Source organism: Actinomyces faecalis, assembly GCF_013184985.2.
GTDB lineage: Bacteria > Actinomycetota > Actinomycetes > Actinomycetales > Actinomycetaceae > Actinomyces > Actinomyces faecalis.
Window position 1 is genome coordinate 1,110,660 of the sequence record NZ_CP063418.1, and the last position, 17,407, is coordinate 1,128,066.

The 17,407-nt window shown below is 68.3% G+C and carries 15 protein-coding genes, 2 tRNA genes and 1 pseudogene; 12 read left to right on the forward strand and 6 right to left on the reverse strand.

Annotated features, from left to right (window positions below):
* The first annotated feature begins 87 nt into the window (after nucleotides 1-87).
* The 7 genes and pseudogenes from HRL51_RS04715 (at nucleotide 88) to HRL51_RS04745 (ending at nucleotide 4,838) form a co-directional block, all read left to right on the forward strand.
* Nucleotides 88-1,401 (forward strand): glutamate-5-semialdehyde dehydrogenase, encoded by a 1,314-nt coding sequence (locus tag HRL51_RS04715; RefSeq protein WP_172120803.1) that lies wholly within the window; start codon nucleotides 88-90, stop codon nucleotides 1,399-1,401.
* 138 nt (nucleotides 1,402-1,539) lie between these two features.
* Complete coding sequence (gene nadD, locus HRL51_RS04720) at nucleotides 1,540-2,184, forward strand: nicotinate-nucleotide adenylyltransferase (RefSeq protein ID WP_216666363.1); 645 nt, start codon at nucleotides 1,540-1,542, stop codon at nucleotides 2,182-2,184.
* Nucleotides 2,177-2,426 (forward strand): annotated as a pseudogene (locus HRL51_RS11995) (hypothetical protein); the annotation flags it as partial. The gene nadD and the pseudogene HRL51_RS11995, both read left to right, overlap by 8 nt.
* 1,008 nt (nucleotides 2,427-3,434) lie before the next feature.
* Nucleotides 3,435-3,845, forward strand: a complete 411-nt coding sequence (gene rsfS / locus HRL51_RS04730) for a ribosome silencing factor (protein WP_172120800.1) — start codon at nucleotides 3,435-3,437, stop codon at nucleotides 3,843-3,845.
* Nucleotides 3,842-4,555: a histidine phosphatase family protein gene (locus HRL51_RS04735; protein ID WP_172120799.1), complete on the forward strand. Its 714-nt coding sequence runs from the start codon at nucleotides 3,842-3,844 to the stop codon at nucleotides 4,553-4,555. The genes rsfS and HRL51_RS04735 overlap by 4 nt, the downstream gene beginning before the upstream one ends.
* 97 nt (nucleotides 4,556-4,652) lie before the next feature.
* Nucleotides 4,653-4,725 (forward strand) — tRNA-Ala (locus tag HRL51_RS04740).
* Between the two features lie 40 nt (nucleotides 4,726-4,765).
* Nucleotides 4,766-4,838, forward strand: a tRNA-Ala gene (locus tag HRL51_RS04745).
* Between the two features lie 113 nt (nucleotides 4,839-4,951).
* On the opposite strand, the gene HRL51_RS04750 is transcribed toward HRL51_RS04745, so the two are convergent.
* The 3 genes from HRL51_RS04750 to HRL51_RS04765 form a co-directional block, all read right to left on the reverse strand.
* Nucleotides 4,952-5,392 (reverse strand): TetR/AcrR family transcriptional regulator, encoded by a 441-nt coding sequence (locus HRL51_RS04750; protein WP_172120798.1) that lies wholly within the window; start codon nucleotides 5,390-5,392, stop codon nucleotides 4,952-4,954.
* Entirely contained in the window at nucleotides 5,376-5,522 is a 147-nt protein-coding gene (locus HRL51_RS04755; RefSeq protein ID WP_216666356.1) for a P-loop NTPase family protein, read from the reverse strand. Before HRL51_RS04755 ends, HRL51_RS04750 begins: the two co-directional genes overlap by 17 nt.
* A gap of 778 nt (nucleotides 5,523-6,300) precedes the next feature.
* Entirely contained in the window at nucleotides 6,301-8,778 is a 2,478-nt protein-coding gene (locus HRL51_RS04765) for a DMSO/selenate family reductase complex A subunit (RefSeq protein WP_172120797.1), read from the reverse strand.
* Nucleotides 8,779-9,086: 308 nt separating this feature from the next.
* On the opposite strand from HRL51_RS04765, the gene ppgK reads away from it, so the two are divergent.
* Nucleotides 9,087-9,836 (forward strand): polyphosphate--glucose phosphotransferase, encoded by a 750-nt coding sequence (gene ppgK, locus HRL51_RS04770; protein ID WP_172120796.1) that lies wholly within the window; start codon nucleotides 9,087-9,089, stop codon nucleotides 9,834-9,836.
* Nucleotides 9,837-9,906: 70 nt separating this feature from the next.
* Here ppgK and HRL51_RS04775 read toward each other — a convergent pair whose 3' ends face one another.
* The 3 genes from HRL51_RS04775 to deoD all read right to left on the reverse strand — a co-directional run bounded on the left by HRL51_RS04775 (nucleotide 9,907) and on the right by deoD (nucleotide 12,245).
* On the reverse strand, nucleotides 9,907-10,161 hold the full coding sequence (locus tag HRL51_RS04775) for a glutaredoxin domain-containing protein (RefSeq protein WP_172120795.1): 255 nt from the start codon (nucleotides 10,159-10,161) through the stop codon (nucleotides 9,907-9,909).
* A gap of 164 nt (nucleotides 10,162-10,325) precedes the next feature.
* Nucleotides 10,326-11,375, reverse strand: a complete 1,050-nt coding sequence (locus HRL51_RS04780) for an NAD(P)-dependent alcohol dehydrogenase (RefSeq protein WP_172120794.1) — start codon at nucleotides 11,373-11,375, stop codon at nucleotides 10,326-10,328.
* Nucleotides 11,376-11,528: 153 nt separating this feature from the next.
* On the reverse strand, nucleotides 11,529-12,245 hold the full coding sequence (gene deoD / locus HRL51_RS04785) for a purine-nucleoside phosphorylase (RefSeq protein ID WP_172120793.1): 717 nt from the start codon (nucleotides 12,243-12,245) through the stop codon (nucleotides 11,529-11,531).
* Nucleotides 12,246-12,600: 355 nt separating this feature from the next.
* Here deoD and HRL51_RS04790 point away from each other — a divergent pair, with 355 nt between their 5' ends.
* From HRL51_RS04790 to HRL51_RS04805, 4 genes are all read left to right on the forward strand, one after another.
* The gene (locus tag HRL51_RS04790) at nucleotides 12,601-14,175 is read left to right on the forward strand and encodes a sodium-dependent transporter (RefSeq protein WP_172120792.1); all 1,575 of its coding nucleotides are present in this window, start codon (nucleotides 12,601-12,603) and stop codon (nucleotides 14,173-14,175) included.
* A 1-nt stretch (nucleotide 14,176) separates the two neighbouring features.
* Entirely contained in the window at nucleotides 14,177-14,350 is a 174-nt protein-coding gene (locus HRL51_RS04795; RefSeq protein ID WP_172120791.1) for a methionine/alanine import family NSS transporter small subunit, read from the forward strand.
* A 96-nt stretch (nucleotides 14,351-14,446) separates the two neighbouring features.
* Entirely contained in the window at nucleotides 14,447-15,304 is an 858-nt protein-coding gene (locus tag HRL51_RS04800; protein WP_172120790.1) for an HAD-IIB family hydrolase, read from the forward strand.
* A 16-nt stretch (nucleotides 15,305-15,320) separates the two neighbouring features.
* A complete protein-coding gene (locus tag HRL51_RS04805) occupies nucleotides 15,321-17,327 on the forward strand; it encodes a serine/threonine protein phosphatase (RefSeq protein WP_235954413.1) in 2,007 nt (668 codons plus the stop codon).
* Nucleotides 17,328-17,407 lie beyond the last annotated feature (80 nt).

Here is a 17,407-nt window from a genome sequence, read left to right on the forward strand (position 1 = left end):
GGCCGGTCGGCGGCTGCGCCCCTTGCCGGGCGTCTGCCTGGTGGGAGCTGTTTCACCGGTACGGCGCACGTCTTCTAGGGTGGGTCCATGACTGTGGACGCCGCCCTCGACCCCTCCCAGGCCACCGACTTCGTGGCCGCACTCGCGCGCTCGGCACGCACGGCCCAGCGCGAGGTCGCCGGGGCGAGCCGTGAGCTCAAGGACGCCGCCCTGACCGGGATGGCTCTGGCCCTGCGTGAGCATGAGCCAGAGATCCTGGCTGCCAACGCCGTTGACCTGGAGCGCGCGCGCCAGGAGGGGATGAAGGAGGGGCTGGTCGACCGTCTTGCCCTGTCCGAAGAGCGTCTGTCGGGGATCGCCTCGGCCCTTCATGAGGTGGTGGGCCTACCGGACCCGGTCGGCCAGGTGGTCGACGGCCAGACCCTGCCCAACGGGCTGCGGGTGCGTCGCCAGCGCGTGCCTCTGGGCGTCGTCGGAGTCATCTACGAGGCCCGCCCCAACGTCACCGTGGACGTCGCCGCCCTGACGCTGAAGTCCGGCAACGCGGTCCTGCTACGGGGTGGTCACGCGGCCGAGCAGACCAACGCGGTGATCGTCTCCACCTTGCGCGGAGCGCTGGAGGCGGCTGGGCTGCCGCCCGAGCTCGTGGACACGGTGGACCCGGCCGGGCGTGCTGGAGCCAACGCGCTCATGCGGGCCCGTGGGCTTGTCGACGTCCTGGTCCCGCGGGGCGGGGCGGGGCTGATCAAGACCGTGGTGGAGTCCTCCTCGGTGCCGGTGATCGAGACCGGATCAGGAGTCTGTCACGTCTATGTCGACGCCTCTGCGGTGCTGGAGGACGCGGTGGCGATCATCGTCAACGCCAAGACGCAGCGCGTGGGCGTGTGCAACGCCGCGGAGACGCTCCTGGTCCACCGTGAGGTCGCTGCCGCCTACCTGCCGCAGGCGGCACGGGCACTGTGGGAGCGGGGCGTGGTGCTGCACGTCGACGACGCCGCACGCCGGGTGCTGGAGCAGGAGGCGGAGGCAGCAGGTGCGAGCCCGCTGCTCGTGGGCGCGACGGAAGAGGACTGGGCCACGGAGTACGGCAGCCTGGACCTGGCCGTTCGGGTGGTCGACGACGTTGACGAGGCCACCGAGCACGTCCGGCGCTACTCCACCGGGCACACCGAGGCGGTCCTGGCTCAGGACCTCACGGTGGTTCGCCGCTTCACGACTGGCGTGGACAGCGCCGTCGTCATGGTCAACGCCTCCACGCGCTTCACCGATGGCGGGCAGCTGGGGCTGGGAGCCGAGCTGGGGATCTCCACGCAGAAGCTTCACGCCCGTGGCCCGATGGGCCTGACAGCGCTGACGACCACCCAGTGGCTCGTCGAGGGGGAGGGGCACGTGCGCCCCTGAGGGGCGCTTCGTGGCAGGATGGTGCTGTCCGCGCGTCCGGCGCGGTGAGGGTGACATGCTCGGCAGGTCTGCCGGGCGGCAGCTGGAGCGGGAGGAAGACACGTGGACCAGGGTTCCCGGCCGCTGCGCATCGGCATCATGGGTGGCACCTTCGACCCGATCCACCACGGACACCTCGTGGCCGCCTCGGAGGTCCAGAACGTCTTTGACCTCGACGAGGTCATCTTCGTCCCTACCTGGGCCCAGCCCTTCAAGCGTGACCGCAGGGTCTCGGCGGCTGAGCACCGGTACCTCATGACGGTGATCGCCACGGCCTCCAACAACCGCTTCACGGTCTCCCGCGTGGACATCGACCGTGGGGGTACCACCTACACGATCGACACCCTGCGGGACATCGCTGCCGAGTACCCTGGTGCTGAGCTGTTCTTCATCACCGGTGCCGACGCGCTGGCGCAGATCCTCACCTGGAAGGACAACCAGGAGATCTTCACCATGGCGCACCTGGTGGGCGTGACCCGCCCGGGCCACGTGCTGACGGACTCCGGTCTGCCCGAGGACGGGGTCTCGCTGGTCGAGGTCCCGGCGATGGCGATCTCCTCGACCGACTGCCGCAACCGCGTGGGACGCGGGGCGCCTGTGTGGTACCTCGTGCCGGACGGGGTGGTGCAGTACATCCGTAAGTACGGGCTCTATCGTGTGAGTCAGCAAGCAGGGCCCACGCCCTCCATGACAGCGCGCGTGGCGCGGTCGCAGTCCCTTCGGAAGGAGAACAACGGTGAGTGAGCACAGCGAGGTCGGCCGTCCGGAGCAGTCCGACGGCGCCGCGCCGCGCCGTTCGCGGCGTGCCATCCGGCAGGCGGAGCGTGAGGCGGAGCGTGAGGCCCTGCTGACCGGCCAGCAGCCGCTGCTGACGCGCCGGGAGCTCAGGCGACTGCGCCAGGAGGCTGAGGCACTGAGGGCGGCGGTCGACGCGGGGGAGATCACCCTGGAGCAGGCCAAGGCGTTGCAGGACCCGTTGGCGAAGCAGCCCGACATCGACGTCCCGCAGCTGTCTGCTACCGGGAGCCACGCTGCGGTCCAGGACGCGGCTGCTGCCTCTCAGGAGACTCCTGACGACGAGGCAGAGGCCTCGCCCCAGTCCCAGCCGGCTCCGTGGACGACGACGGGGCCGGACACGGCTGAGAAGGAGGCCCTGGCTGCCTTCGCCACGGGTGTCCTCCCTGCCGCCGACCGTCCTGACGCCGCACCGGCTGCCGCCAGCCCGGCCGAGGTCGAGCCGGCCTCGGTACCGCAGAGGCGCTCGGTCATGGACCGCGCGACGCAGCAGGCCGAGACCTCGGCGGCGACAGTCTCCTACGGCCACGCCACGGACGCTGCTACCGCGCAGCCGTCAGCCGCCTCCTCCGCCCCGGACGAGGCAGGGACGCAGGCGACGGCTGACGCGCTCGGTCCTGAGGAGACGGTGACGCCGTCGCCCTCGCAGACCGCTCCGTCGACGCCGACGCGTCGGCCGATCGTTCGGATCCCCTCCTCGGTGCAGGGGGTGCGAACCGTGGACGCCTCGACCGGTGAGCTCAGTGCCGTCCAGGTGATGGACGAGGGGTTCCACGCTATCGAGACCCCTCAGTGGAAGGCGTTCCGCCAGGACGAGACCGTGCAGACGCAGGCAGAGTCGGTGACGGCCTCGACCACCGAGGCGGCGGGCCCCCACCACTCCCACCGAGCCGGGGCGTCTGGGACGGACTCGTGGGCCTCGGCTCCGCAGGCGGACTGGGCGGAGGTCCCCGGCGCCCGCGAGGCGGAGGACCAGGGTGAGGACCGCCCAGGTCACTCTCTTGCCCGTCACCTGCTGATTGCCCTGCTCGTCCTCGTTGTCGTGCTGGTGGCGGGCACGCTCCTGTGGTTCTACCTCGGACGCAGCACGACGGCTGCTGCGTCGTCCCTTGAGAGCCTGGCTACGCTCACGCCGCTCACCTTCCTGGCGTCCTGACCAACGCCTTGACCACTCGTCCCACACGACACGGAGAAGACACGTGCCCGCCACACCTGAAGCAGTAGAGCTGACGATCGCCGCCGCGCGTGCGGCTGCTGACCGCAAGGCCGAGGAGATCATCGCGATCGACGTCTCCGAGCGCCTGGCGCTCACTGACGTCTTCCTCGTGGTCTCGGCTGCCAACGACCGCCAGGTGCGCGCCGTCGTCGACGCCGTGGATGAGGCGATGCTCAAGGCTGGTGCCAAGCGCAGGCTGCGGGAGGGCTTTGAGGAGGCGCACTGGGTGCTGGTCGACTACGGCGACGTCGTCGTCCACGTCCAGCAGGCCGAGGACCGCGAGTTCTACGCCCTGGAGCGCCTGTGGAAGGACTGCCCGCTGGTCGACCTGCCTGCCGACGTGCTGGCTGGCGCTGACGGGGCTGAGGACGGCGTAGCCGGCTCGGCGTCGTGAGCGAGCTCATCCTGTGGCGCCACGGGCTGACGGACTACAACGTCGCCGGGCGTGTGCAGGGCCAGGTCGATATCTGTCTCAATGAGACAGGGGTGGCGCAGGCGCGCGCTGCGGCGCCGACCCTGGCCGCACTGTCTCCGAGCCGGATCGTCTCCTCACCGCTGGAGCGTGCCCGGTCCACGGCTGCGTGCCTGGCTGCCCTGACCGGGCTGCCCGTGGAGAGCGACGAGGCGCTGCTGGAGCGGAGCTTCGGGCAGTGGGAGGGGATGTCCAGGGAGGAGATCCGGGCCAGGTGGCCTGACCAGTACGCTCGGTGGCGTGCAGGGGAGGACCCGGAGGGGCTGGAGGTCGAGACACGCGCTCACACGGCTCGGCGCGTGGGGCGGGCGCTGGAACGCCTGGCTGAGGAGCAAGGAGCGACTCAGGATGGTCCTGTCGTCGTCGTGGCTCACGGGGCCGCGATCACCTTGGGGACCATGCGCCTGCTGGGACTGGACCCGGGACACTGGTTCGGGTTGCGGGGTCTGGACAACTGCCATCACGCCCTGCTGCGCTCGGGGGCGAGGGAACCAGGGTGGACGCTGGTGAGATGGAACGCGGGCGGTGAGCAGGTGGCGGCGGCGCTGGTGAGTGCCGGTCAGCCCGGAGGCGTGCAGACTCAGGGGCTGTCGGAGCCTTCCTGGCCTGAGCCGCAGGGTGCGGCTCTGTGACCCCGGGGTGAGGTACCGCACGCGGTGCGGATTTGCCCCGGGCGGGCCTGCCTCCTTAAAGTTATCCGCGTCGCCCGTAAGGGTGGACGCCCGTCTCGGGGCTATGGCGCAGTTGGTAGCGCGCTTCCATGGCATGGAAGAGGTCGGGGGTTCGAATCCCCCTAGCTCCACGATCTGCTGAGGACATGCATCGTCGGCAGTCTCCCTTAAGGGGCTATGGCGCAGTTGGTAGCGCGCTTCCATGGCATGGAAGAGGTCGGGGGTTCGAATCCCCCTAGCTCCACGTAGAATGAGAAAGCCGAAATATGCCTCGCCTGATGGCGGGGCAGTTTTGTTTCTGCGGTGACTTCGGCCGGGGCATCGATGCTGGTGTGGGCGGGAACGCTGGTGGTGGTCTCAGCCAGGCAGGCATGGTGCGCCGTCGATTCCCTCAGATGTTGCTCGCGGGACGGTTTGCAGGCGCTCGATGCTCAGAGCGCCGTGCGGGGTCACAGTATCCAGGGTCAGCCCGCCGATCACGGCGGTGAGCTGGGCTGTGGCGAGATCCGGGGCTGGCACGTCAAGGCAGTTGAGCGCCGCGTCAGAGGTGAGTCCACGCAGCCCCTGAGCAGGATGGCTGGCCAGGCGCCGTCCCATCCGGGCGCCTGCCTCCTGCGCCGCGGCAGTGAGCAGGTCGTGATGTCCGTCGAAGTAGTGTCGCACCGAGCCGATACTCAGACCGGACTCTTTGGCGACCTTCCGTAGCGACACGCCCTCGATAGCTTCTGCCACCACGAGGCGGGACGCCGCCTTGATGATGCGCTGACGACGCTCCTCCGGATCAGTCCGTGCAGGCATGGTGCTGACGGGCGAACCAACGTTCATGGGTCACGGCGAGCACCATGCCCTCAAAAGCCTCCAGCGTTCGTTGGAGAGCCTCAGCAGAGATGAGATCAAGGGTGTCAGTCGGTTCATCCAGTAGCAGCATCGTTGCTCCATCAAGCTCCAGGAGCAGAATCTGGAACCTCGCCTGCTAGCCGGCGCCTGACGCGCGTCGTGAGGTGCGATCCGTTTCAACCCTCCATGCGGCTCACACTAAGAGTGTGAGCCGTGTGCTGAGCGCACCTGACTCCCACGATCGGCCCGCCTGTGACAGGCTCGGGGAGGGGCGGTCGTGGTGATGCCGATCTGGGTGTGTGTCCGGTAAGGGATGCGAGTATCTGCTGAAGCTGGTTGTTGTTGGTGACGGTGACCGGGAAATGAGTAAGCCTCCGAGCCGGTACAACACCGAGACCGGGAGACGTACTCCCATCGATTGTGAGACCATCATGACATCCTGCGTATCACCCGACTGTGGGATACACGTGTGAACGTGTTGGCTGAGGTTGGTGTCTCATGGGGTGCGGCGGGGTGTTCTGATGCGGGGTGGTGGTGCTCTCGGGTACTGCCCGGTACCAGGGGGATGCAGGGCTCTGGTGCTGGGACCGCCTCAGCGTCGCCGCAAGATTAAGACTCTGCAGTTCCTGTGCCGCGGCCTTTTTCTCTGATCAGTCGAGTGAGCCTGATCCGAGTTCATCCGCTGACTCTGGAGACGAGCGCGGCGGGTCGTACCGTGTGGACACGCCTAGGCGGCTTCGCCACCTATCACCGTGCGTGCGAGCAGCGGTTTGAACGGTGAGACGAGCGACGTCGTCGTCGGGATGAGCAGAGCGTGCTCAGCACCAACCTGAACCAGGCTACCTGTCATGACAAACCCCTCAGGCCTCTCAGGCCCGCGTTTTCTCAACCTGGACCAGGGCCGTATGCCCCGGGTTTCCTTTCGCCAGGGGTGAGGGATGGTACTTCATCAAGGTGTTGGCGCATCCGCCCACGTCCACCCCGTCCTTGTCAGGGGTGTACCAGGCGCCCTGGGGTAGTGAGACGACACCAGGGGCGATACGGCTGGTCACGCGTGCCTGTGTCCTGACGCGGCCGCGGTCGTTGAAGACGTCGATGGTGTCCCCGTTCTCGATCCCTCGTGCCTGGGCGTCCAGGGTGTTGATCCACAGGATCTGGGGGTGGGCCTCCTGGGTGCGGGGGAGGTTGGCGTAGGTGGAGTGCGTGCGTCCTTTAAAGTGGTGGGCGATGCACTGCAGCGGGTACGCGTCGTTGTGACGGGCCTCTAGTGCCCCTTCCCAGGTGTCGAGGTGCTCCGGGAGCGCGGTGAGCTTGTCCCCGGCCCGCTCGCCCTCGAAGACCCATGTATGGGACATCTCCTCAAGACGCTGGGAGTAGATCTCGATCTTCCCGCTCGGTGTCTTGAGGGGGTGGGCCACAGGGTCGTCCCGGAAGTCCTTCATCGCCACCGTGGTGCCCTTGGGGTTGCGCTGACGATAGACTCCCATCGCCTCCAGCTCGGACTCGCTAGGGAAGGACGTCTCCTTCTCGCGCGTCTTGGCAATGAGGTGGCTGCGCCACTCCTCCTGGGTACGTCCCTGGGTGAACTCCTCCTCGATCCCGAGACGGCGGGCGATCTCGGTGCACATCTCGTAACCGGTCTTGCTGTCATAGAGGGGCTCGATTGCCTTGCCGCCCCAGATGGACCAGCCGGTGTCCGAGCACGATCCTCCGGGGATGATGTCATTCTCCTCGAAGTTCGTGGTCGAGGGCAGGACGATGTCGCCCCACTCGCAGCTGGCGGTCCACTGGTGGTCGATGACGACGATGAACTCGCACTTGGACTCGTCGCTGAGGACTTTCTGGGTGTAGTGGATGTCGTTGTGCTGGTTGATGAGGGTGTTCGAGGCGTTGACGACCATCAGCTTGATCCCCACGTCCAGCTTGTCCTTGCCCCTGACGCCGTCCTTGAGCGCAGTCATCTCCTCGCCGTGGTCGATGGCATCAATCCAGTTGAAGCAGGAGATCTGGGTGGACACAGGTGGCTTCTCGCCGTCGTAGAGGGGGAAGGGGGCCACCCGGATGGAGTAGTTCCCCTCTCGCGAGCCGTTGCCGCCACCGTGGATACCGACCTGGCCGACGACGCATGCCAGGGTCATGACAGCCCGGGAGGCATTCTCTCCGTTGGCGTGGCGCTGCAGCCCCCACCCCTGGTTGATGGCGCAGGGCTTGGTGGTGGCGATCTCGCGGGCCAGCCTGCGGATCTGGTCGGCTGGTACTCCGCAGACGTCAGCGGCCCACTGCGGGGTCTTCTCCACGCCGTCGGGGCCTTTGCCTTCGATGTAGGAGCGGTAGGAGGCGTTCTTCGGGGCGCCTGGTGGCATGTGCTCCTCGTCGAAGCCCAGGCAGTAGGTGTCCAGGAAGTCCTGGTCGTGGAGGCCCTCCTCCAGCATGACGTGGATCATCCCGGCGATGAGGGCCGCATCAGTACCCGGACGCACAGCCACCCACTCATCAGCGATATTGAGGGCAGTGTCGGTGTAGCGCGGATCGATCACGATGGTGCGGATACCGAACTGCTTGCGTACAGCCTGGGTCACGCCCAGCTCGCCGCCGCCAGACATGCGCGTCTCCAAAGGATTGTTGGCGAACATGACCTGCAGCTGGGAGTGCTGAGCGTCCTCGAAGGAGTTAGACGGAGTGAACTCTCCGTAGATATAGGGATAGGCGGCGGTGATCTGGGCTGTGGAGTAGTCACCGTACTGCCCCAGGTAACCACCGTAGGTATTGAGCAGACGGGGCCAGGTGCCGCGCTTGGTGATATTTCCTCCGGTGGACCCTGAGCCGTAGTGGTACCACAGGGCCTCGTTGCCGTAGGTCTCCTTCACCCGCGTAAGCTCGGAGGCGATCGTGTCGAAGGCCTCCTCCCAGGAGATCTCCTCCCACTGGCCCCCACCGCGCTTGCCAATGCGTCGCATGGGCTTCTTGATGCGGTCGGCGGAGTAGATGCGCTCACGCTGGTTGCGTCCGCGCACGCAGGCGCGGATGGTCAGGTCACCGAGCTGGCCGGAACCCGTGTTGTCCGGCAGGACGCGCACGACCATGCCGTCCTTGACCTGCAGGCGCAGCGGGCAGCGGGACTGGCAGTTGACCAGGCACGCGTTCTGGATGGTGGCCTCGGCCTCCTCCATGCCCTCGACCTCGGCCGCGCTGACAGGGGCGCCGGTGGTGGGTAGGCCCAGGTCCGTGGCGGCCACCAGGCCGGCCGTGCCGGCGGCGACGGAGGACCAGGTGAGGAAGGAACGCCGGGACGGCCGAGGACGGGGGAGCGTGGCAGCAGGGGCTGAGGTGCTGGCAGGTACCGTCATGGTGGCCTCCGTGGTCACGGTCGGGGAGGAGTTCTCCTCGACTATAGATCTAATTGACGAATGTCGTATAGATTGGGTGGGTAATACTCGTTTCCCTCGATATGACGCGGTTGTCAGGATCACCTTTTCTGTGGAATGACCGCGGACAATCGCTAATGACGGGCTTGCGTAATGAGGGCCGGGCGCATGGCGCGGTGCCCCGGGCGGAGGCAGGCACAGGCCGTGCCAGTCCAGAGGTGCGTGGGCGAGGATGTTGGGTAGCCTGGGGCGGTAGGCGCGCCATCGGCAGCGGCACCCAGGAGGAAACCATGAGACAGGTCGGATGCGGGATCGACATCGGAGGCTCCGGCGTCAAGGGTGCCCTGGTGGACCTCGGAACCGGAGAGCTCATCGGTGAACGCGTGCGTATCCCGACCCCGGCGCCGGCCACGCCTGAGGCCGTCGCCGGGGTGTGTCGTGAGATCGTCGACGCCCTGGAGCCTGAGCCGGGCACGCCTGTCGGCGTCTCCTTCCCGGCCCCGATCATCCACGGCGCGGTTCCCTTCATGGCCAACCTCGACCAGTCCTGGGTCGGGGTCAACGTCGACGTGCTCATGACCAAGACCCTCGACCACTCCTGCCACACCCTCAACGACGCCGACGCCGCGGGACTGGCTGAGGTCGCTTTCGGCGCCGCCAAGGGCGTGAGCGGCACGGTCATCGTCACCACGCTGGGGACAGGGATCGGCTCGGCCGTCGTCGTTGACGGCACCCTGGTGCCCAACGTCGAGCTCGGGCACCTGGAGATCGACGGGCACGACGCGGAGAAGCGTGCCTCCTCAGCGCAGAAGGAGCTGCAGGACCTGTCGTGGAGGAAGTGGGCCAAGCGCCTGCAGCGCTACTACTCCCACGTGGAGATGCTCTTCTCCCCGGACCTGTTCGTCGTGGGCGGTGGCATCTCGAAGAAGCACGAGAAGTTCCTGCCGCTGCTGGACCTGCGGACCCCGATCGTGCCGGCGGCCCTGCTCAACACCGCCGGCATCGTCGGCGCCGCCTACGCCGCCTCGCGCCTGTCCTGAGACGCACCACGCACGGACGAGGGCCGACGACGGAGCGGATCCTCGTCGTCGGCCCCTCCTGCGCCGGTGCTCAGGCCAGGCCCAGCTCCTTGACCTTGGTGGTGAGCTCGGCCTTGCTCGGTTCCACCAGGAAGGTGCCGTCGGAGAACTGGATGACCGGGATGTGCTTCTGGCCGCTGATGTCGATCGCTGCCTGAACCGCGGACTCGTCCCTCTCCAGGTCGTGGTAGGTGAAGGGGACCTGCAGGTCCTCCAGCACCCGCTTGGCCATACGGCAGTCGCTGCACCACTGCGCGCCGTAGAACTCGATAGCCGACTCAGCCATGGGAACCTCCCTGGTCGATGGTGTTGCCTGGTCAGGCGGGGAACGTGACAAGGCGGCGTGTTATTCCAGCGGGGCCGGGCCGCAGCGGCGACGTCGTCCCTCGAGAAGACGGCCCTCGGCACACTGTGCGCCGAGGGCCGTCGCCGTCCTACCGGGGCCCAGAGTCAGTCGTTGAAGGTCGCGGTGTCAATGACGTAGCGGTAGCGAACCTGGGAGGCCGTGACCTTGTCGTAGGCCTGCGTAATCTCCTCGCCGCCGATCATCTCGACCACCGGGTGGATGCCGTGCTCAGCGCAGAAGTCCAGCATCTCCTGGGTCTCGGCGATCCCGCCGATATTGGATCCCGCAAGGATCTTGTTGCCACCAACCAGGGCCCTCATGCTGATGCTGGCCGGCGCCTCGGGCAGGCCGACGTCCACGAAGACACCGTAGGGCTTGAGCGCCCGGATGTAGGCCGTGTAGTCCAGGTCCGAGGCGCTGACCGTGCACAAGATGATGTCGAAGGTCGAGGCCAGCGCCTCCAGGGTGCCCTCCTCGCTGGAGGCGTGGTAGAAGGAGGCGCCCAGCCGCTGACCATCGGCCTCCTTGGAGCGTGAGTGGGAGATGACGTGTACCTCAGCGCCCATGGCCGCAGCGATCTGCACGCCCATGTGCCCCAGCCCGCCCATGCCGAGCACGGCGACCTTCTTGCCAGGACCAGCGCCCCAGCGCTTGAGCGGGGAGTAGGTCGTGATCCCGGCGCACAGCAGCGGGGCGGAGGTCTCGAAGGGGATGGAGTCGGGGATGCGGCAGGCGAAGTCCTCACGCACCGTGAATCCCTGGGCGTAGCCGCCAGTGGTGGGGTTGCCCTGGGCGTCGCGGCCGTAGGTGAAGTAGGCGTGAGGGTTGTTGCAGAACTGCTCCTCGCCTGCGCGGCAGTACTCGCACTCCTTGCAGGAGGCGAACATGCAGCCCACGCCGACCTTGTCCCCGACCTGGAACCTGGTGACGGCGCTGCCGACCTTGGTGACCACACCCACCAGCTCGTGGCCGGGGACCAGCGGGTAGGTCGCTGGGCCCCACTCGCCGCGGGCGGTGTGGATGTCGGAGTGGCAGATGCCGGCGTACTTGATCTCGAAGTAGATCTCGTTGTCCGCGGGCTCACGCAGCTCGATGGTGGTGCGGTGGAAGATGCTGCGCTCGTCGTCGCAGGCGTAGGCGTAGACCTGAGGCATGTGGGCTCCTTGGAAGTCAGGTACGGAGGTTGAGGAGAGCGTAGGACGCGAGACGACCCGCGCGACTACCAGGTCGTGGCTGCGGGTCGTGAACGAGCCTGCCGGGCCTGTTCACGCCCCGCAACCACGGTGACAGGGGAACGTGACGCGTTCTCAGCTCAGCGCGGCGGCCAGGGCTAGCTGCAGGGAGTCCTGGAAGCGGGTCTCGCGCTCGGAGGCGTCCATGTCCGCGGAGTGGTCCAGCAGGTGGTCGGAGATCGTGAGCACAGCCAGCGCCTGCTTGCCGAACTCGGCGGCCACGCCGTACAGGGCTGCCGCCTCCATCTCCACGCACAGCGTTCCGTAGCGGGCGAGCCTCTCTGTCTGGCCCTCGGGCGTGAAGTAGAAGTGGTCGCGGGAGACGATCGTGCCGGCGTGCAGGCGGTCGCCCAGCCCGGCCTCGACCCCGGCCTGGTAGGCGGCCATGGCCAGGCCGAGGTCGGCGACGGCGGAGAAGCTGATCCCCGGGATGCGCAGCTGGTTCATGGCGGAGTCGGTGTGGGCCCCGGTGGCGATGACGACGTCGCCGACCTTGACGTGCTCGCCGATGCCGCCGGCCGTGCCCACGCGGATGATGCGCTCGACGCCGAACTGGCTGAACAACTCGGTGGAGTAGATGGAGAAGGAGGGCTGGCCCATGCCGGACCCCATGACGCTGAGCGGCCTGCCCTGGTAGGTGCCGGTGAAGCCGAGCATGCCGCGCACGTCGTTGACCAGGCGGGGGGACTCCAGGACCGACTCGGCGATGCGCTGGGCGCGCCTGGGGTCGCCCGGCATGAGGACGGCGGGGGCGAAGTCTCCGGGCTCAGCGTTGATGTGCGCAGTAGCCATGGGATCTCCTAGCAGTGGTGCAGCGGTCAGGGACCTCGGTGGACCGGGGGAGCGGCGTCCCCAGGTCCGCGACGTCGTCAGTCTCCCACAAGGTGCGTGAGATGTGGACCTAGATCGGTCGGATCGCTCGCGGCCTCCGTCCCGGACGCCAGGCAGGGCGAGAGGTCCTCAACGTCTTGGATCGAGGGTGCGCAGACGATCGCGGTTCCACTATGCGGGACGCTCTCTGCCCAGGAATCGGTCGGCGTTAGCGTTCCTGAGTTCCCGCCCAGGGCGGCCTTGCCGCCCGGCCTGCCTACCGTTCCCGCCGCACGGGGACGGCGCAGGATCCCCGTCTCAGGAAGGTCACCCACCTATGCCCGCTACCTCCTCTTCTCCATCGCCGGGCACCGGCGTCGAGCGTGAGCAGTGGAGCGGCCAGCTCGGCTTCCTCATGGCCGCGATCGGCTCAGCCGTGGGCCTGGGAAATATCTGGCGCTTCCCGGGCGTCGCCTACACCAACGGTGGCGGGGCCTTCATGGTCCCCTACATCGTCGCCCTGCTGGCAGCCGGTATCCCGATCCTCCTGCTCGACTACGCCACCGGGCACCGCTACCGTGGCTCCTCGCCCACGGCCCTGCGCCGCATCTCCACGCGCTTTGAGTGGCTGGGCTGGTTCCACGTCATGATCTGCTTCGTCATCATGACCTACTACGCGGTCATCGTGGCCTGGTCGCTGCGCTACACGCTCTTCTCCCTGACCACCGCGTGGGGGGATGACGCTGGTGGCTTCTTCTACTCCTACATCGGCCTGGGCGAGCTGTCAGCCTCCGGGAGCCCCAGCTACTCCGCCCAGCCGGTGGCCGGCGTCATCATCCCCCTGCTCATCGTGTGGGCCTTCGGCCTGTTCACCATCGCCCGGGGCGTGAGCGGGGGAGTGGAGAAAGCCAACAAGATCTTCCTGCCGCTGCTCGTAGTCATGTTCGTCATCCTGGTGGTCCGCGCCCTGCTGCTGCCCGGAGCCACCGACGGCCTCAACGAGCTGTTCACCCCCAACTGGCAGGCGCTGGGCAACCACCGGGTGTGGATGGCGGCATTCGGCCAGATCTTCTTCTCCTTGTCCGTGGGCTTTGGCATCATGCTCACCTACGCCTCCTACCTGCGTCCGCGTTCCAACCTCGTAGGCACCGGTCTTGTGGCGGCCTTTGCCAACTCCTCCTTTGAGCTGCTGGCCGGCATCGGCGTCTTCTCCACCCTGGGCTTCATGGCCCACTCGGCAGGCGTGGGGGTCCCGCAGCTTGAAGGCATCTCCGGTGTGGCCCTGTCCTTCGTCACCTTCCCGACCGTCATCTCCGAGATGCCCGGGGGCCCGCTGTTCGGGGTCCTGTTCTTCGGCTCCTTCACGATGGCGGGCCTGACCTCCTTCATCTCGATCATCCAGCTCGTCAGTGCCGGGGCGGCTGAGAAGTTCGGCTGGTCCACCCTCAAGGCGACACTGGTGACGGGTATCACCTCGGCGGTGCTCTCCTTCGTCCTGTTCGGCACCTCCTCAGGCCTGTACGACCTCGACGTCGTCGACGCCTTCATCAACAACATCGGTGTGGTGGCCTCGGCCCTCGTGGTCTGTGTGGGACTGGGCCTGGTGCTGCGCAAGCTCAAGGTCCTCCAGCGCCACCTCAACCTCGTCTCCGAGACCCGCCTGGTGCGTGGCTGGTGGCGCCTGCTCGTGGCTGTCGTCATCCCAGTTCTGCTGGGCGTCATGTTCGTCCAGACCGTGTGGTCCTACGCCACCGAGGGCTACAGCTACTCCCGGGGCTTCGAGGCGGTCTTTGGGTGGGGCATGCTCTTCATAGTCGCCGTGGGCACCGTGGTGCTCACGGCCGCGCCCTGGCGCACCCCGGTTGACGACTTCACACCTGCCGATCTCGACGTCCTCGAGGGGGTGAAGTGACGTGCACGCACCTGCGATCATCCTCATGATTATCGCGATCCTGGTTCTGTGGGGCGGTCTGGCCGTCTCGGTCACCGCGCTGCTGGTCCGTGGCCGGCGCGAGGAGGACGAGGAGCGCGCCGTGGCCTTCGCGCGCGCCCACGCCCACCTGCATGAGGGCTCCTCACAGTCCTGAGCCCTGAAGGGGCGGCCGGCCCTCAGACGCGCAGCCGGGCACGCTGGGCCCGTCACCGGTTTCCCGGTGACGGGCCCAGTGCGTCACAATGCAGCCATGAGCGAGAAGACGCCTGAGACCACCACCGCAGCGACCGAGACCGACGGCGCCCGGCAGCTGCCCGCCCTGGTCGCCTTCGACCTGGACGACACCCTGGCCCCCTCCAAGACCGCGATGCCTGAGCCGATGGCGGCTGCCCTGCGCACGCTGCTCGACCAGGCCCAGGTCTGCATCATCTCCGGAGGGCAGATCAGGCAGTTCCGTGACCAGGTCCTGGCGCACCTGGGAGCCTCCAGCGAGGAGCTCGCCCGGCTCCACCTCATGCCGACGTGTGGCACCCGCTACTACACCCACGCCCCGGCGGCCACCGGCGACGCGGAGGACGACTGGACCCTCGTCTACTCCAACGACCTCAGCCCCGCCCAGATCGAGGAGGGCCTCGCGGTCGTCGAGCGGGAGGCGCGTCGCCTGGGCCTGTGGGAGGAGGAGACCTGGGGCCCGGTCCTGGAGGACCGTGGCAGCCAGATCACCTTCTCCGCCCTGGGTCAGGAGGCTCCCATTGACGCCAAGCGCGCCTGGGACCCGACGGGGGAGAAGAAGGCCGCGCTGCGCGACGCCGTCGCCCCCCTCCTGCCCGACCTGGAGGTGCGCTCAGGGGGCTCGACCAGCGTCGACATCACCCTCAAGGGCGTGGACAAGGCCTACGGCATGCGCCGCCTGACCGAGGTCACCGGGATTCCCCTGGAGGACATGCTCTTCGTCGGGGACCGGCTCGACCCTGACGGCAACGACTACCCGGTCAAGGCCATGGGCGTGGACTGCCACGCAGTGACCGGATGGGAGGACACGGTCACCTTCGTCACCGAGCTGGCCGAGAGGCTGGCGGCGCAGCGCGCGAGCGAGCAGGAGGCCTGAGACCACGGTGGCCGCGATGCTGCGCGACGACGTCGGGCCCGGCCCTGCGCAGCCCGCCCAGCCGTCTGGCGGTGCCGGGCAGGCGCCCGGCACGCGCACGAGGAGGGTACGCCGGGCACTGCCCCTCCCGCTGACCCGCCTCCACGCGGCCTGGAGCCGGTGGTGGTCAGCACGGAGCGTGGCCTTCCGCAAGGTCACGCGCACCCTCGTGCTGCTGGTGGTGACGGCTGCCGTCTCCCTGGCCGTCGGGCTCGTCACGGCCAGCGCCAGCTCTCCGATCGGGCCCCACACGGCGCGCTGGTCCACGACCCTGGACTCTCAGGTCACGGTGGACCTGGGCCCGCTGGGGCAGGCCTCGCTGGACTCACCGGCCGGGCTCGTCGGCGTGGAGGTCGTCCTGGGGGAGATCCCTGCCGAGAGCACGCGCGTCCAGATCGACTCCTCGACCCTGGGACGGACCCTGTCCACGGACGCCTCCTCCTACGTCTCGCTGGTCTCGCACCCGGACCTGACCGTCAAGGCCGGCCTGCGGGCCCTGCTGGCCGACGGCGTCCGCCGGGCCGGTCTCGTGGCCTCCCTCATGCTGTGCCTGGTGGCCGTGGGACGGCTGGCGACCTCAGGGCGCCTGCGTGACTCCCTGCTGGCCACCATGCGTCACGGTATGGCGACGGGTCTGGCTGCGGTCACGGCCCTCGGCACGGTGGCCGCGCTGCTGGTGCCGGCTCTGGGCACGCACACCTCGGTCGGCACCACCCTGTCCGTGCTGGCCGGGACACCGCTGGAGGGCGCGCGTCTGTCCGGCCGTCTGGCCGACGTCGTCCAGGCCTACGGTCCCAGGGTGCGCGAGGTCATCGACGACAACGAGGCCTTCTACGCCAAGGCCGGTGCCAATATGGCCGCTGCCTGGCAGGCCTCGCAGGAGGTTGACGGGCTCGTCGCGGTCACGGTGAGCGAGGGCCGGGCGGACGTGGAGGCCTTGCGGGCCGAGGCGGACGCCGTGGTGGCCAAGCAGCTGGCAGACCTGCCGGCGAGCGAGGGAGCCGATGCGGCGGACGGTAACGACGGCGAGCAGGACCCGGTGGCTACTTCCCAGGCTGAGGAACCGGCCTCCCAGGAGAGCCTGACCGCGGCTCCCGAGGACCAGGAGGGCGAGGGACACCAGGAGCCTGAGGGGGCGGCCACGACGGTGCCGGCGCAGGCGCCGGCGGCTACCGGCGCGCTGGCCGTGCGTGAGCGTACGGTGACGACGGCGGTGCTGTCGACGGACCTGCACTGCAACCTCGACATGATCGCCCTGGTCGGGCAGCTCGACGGCCTTGCCGGAGCCCAGGTACACATGGATGACGGTGACCTGACGATGACCGGCTCCAACCCCGAGCAGCTGTGCGTGGACGCGCTGACCTCCGCCGTGCCCAGGGGCACGGCACGTGTGGCCACCATCGGCAACCACGACTCCAACGAGACCGGCGACCAACTGCGCTCCCGCGGCTGGACCGTCACCGACGGCACGGTCCAGGAGGTCGCCGGCCTGCGGTTGCTGGGCGACGTCGACGCCAACCGCACGCCCGCCGGCCGTAGCTTCCAGCGAGGCGAGGAGACCTCGGAGCAGGTCGGAGCGCGACTGGCCGAGGTCAGCTGTGAGCCGGGTGCCGATGTCGACCTGGTCCTCATCCACCAGCCCTACACCTTCTCGCCCCTGGTCTCCTCTGGCTGCGCCCCGCTGCTGGTCGCCGGGCACTCCCACCAGGAGTACGGCATGAGCGTGTCTGAGGGGACCCGGGGGCCGGTCGCCCAGCTGCGCGCGGGAGCCGGGCTCGGGGGGACCTCGGTCGGCAGGATCAAGAGCGACGCCTACCTGCACGTGCTCTCCTTCGACGAGGAGGGACACCTCCTGGGCTGGCGCGCGGTGACCGTCCACACCGACGCCTCGGTGACGGTGGGCGCGTGGAACGAGGTCCCGCAGACCGGCACCTCCTGGCAGGGTGCCTCCCAGGCCGCGCTGAAGGTTCTCGCCGAGGACTGAGCCGGTGCTGGACCGGTCAGGCTGGTAGGGCACAATGGGGAGCGCGCCGGCCGGCGCCGCAAGCTGGAGAGCCAGGAGGA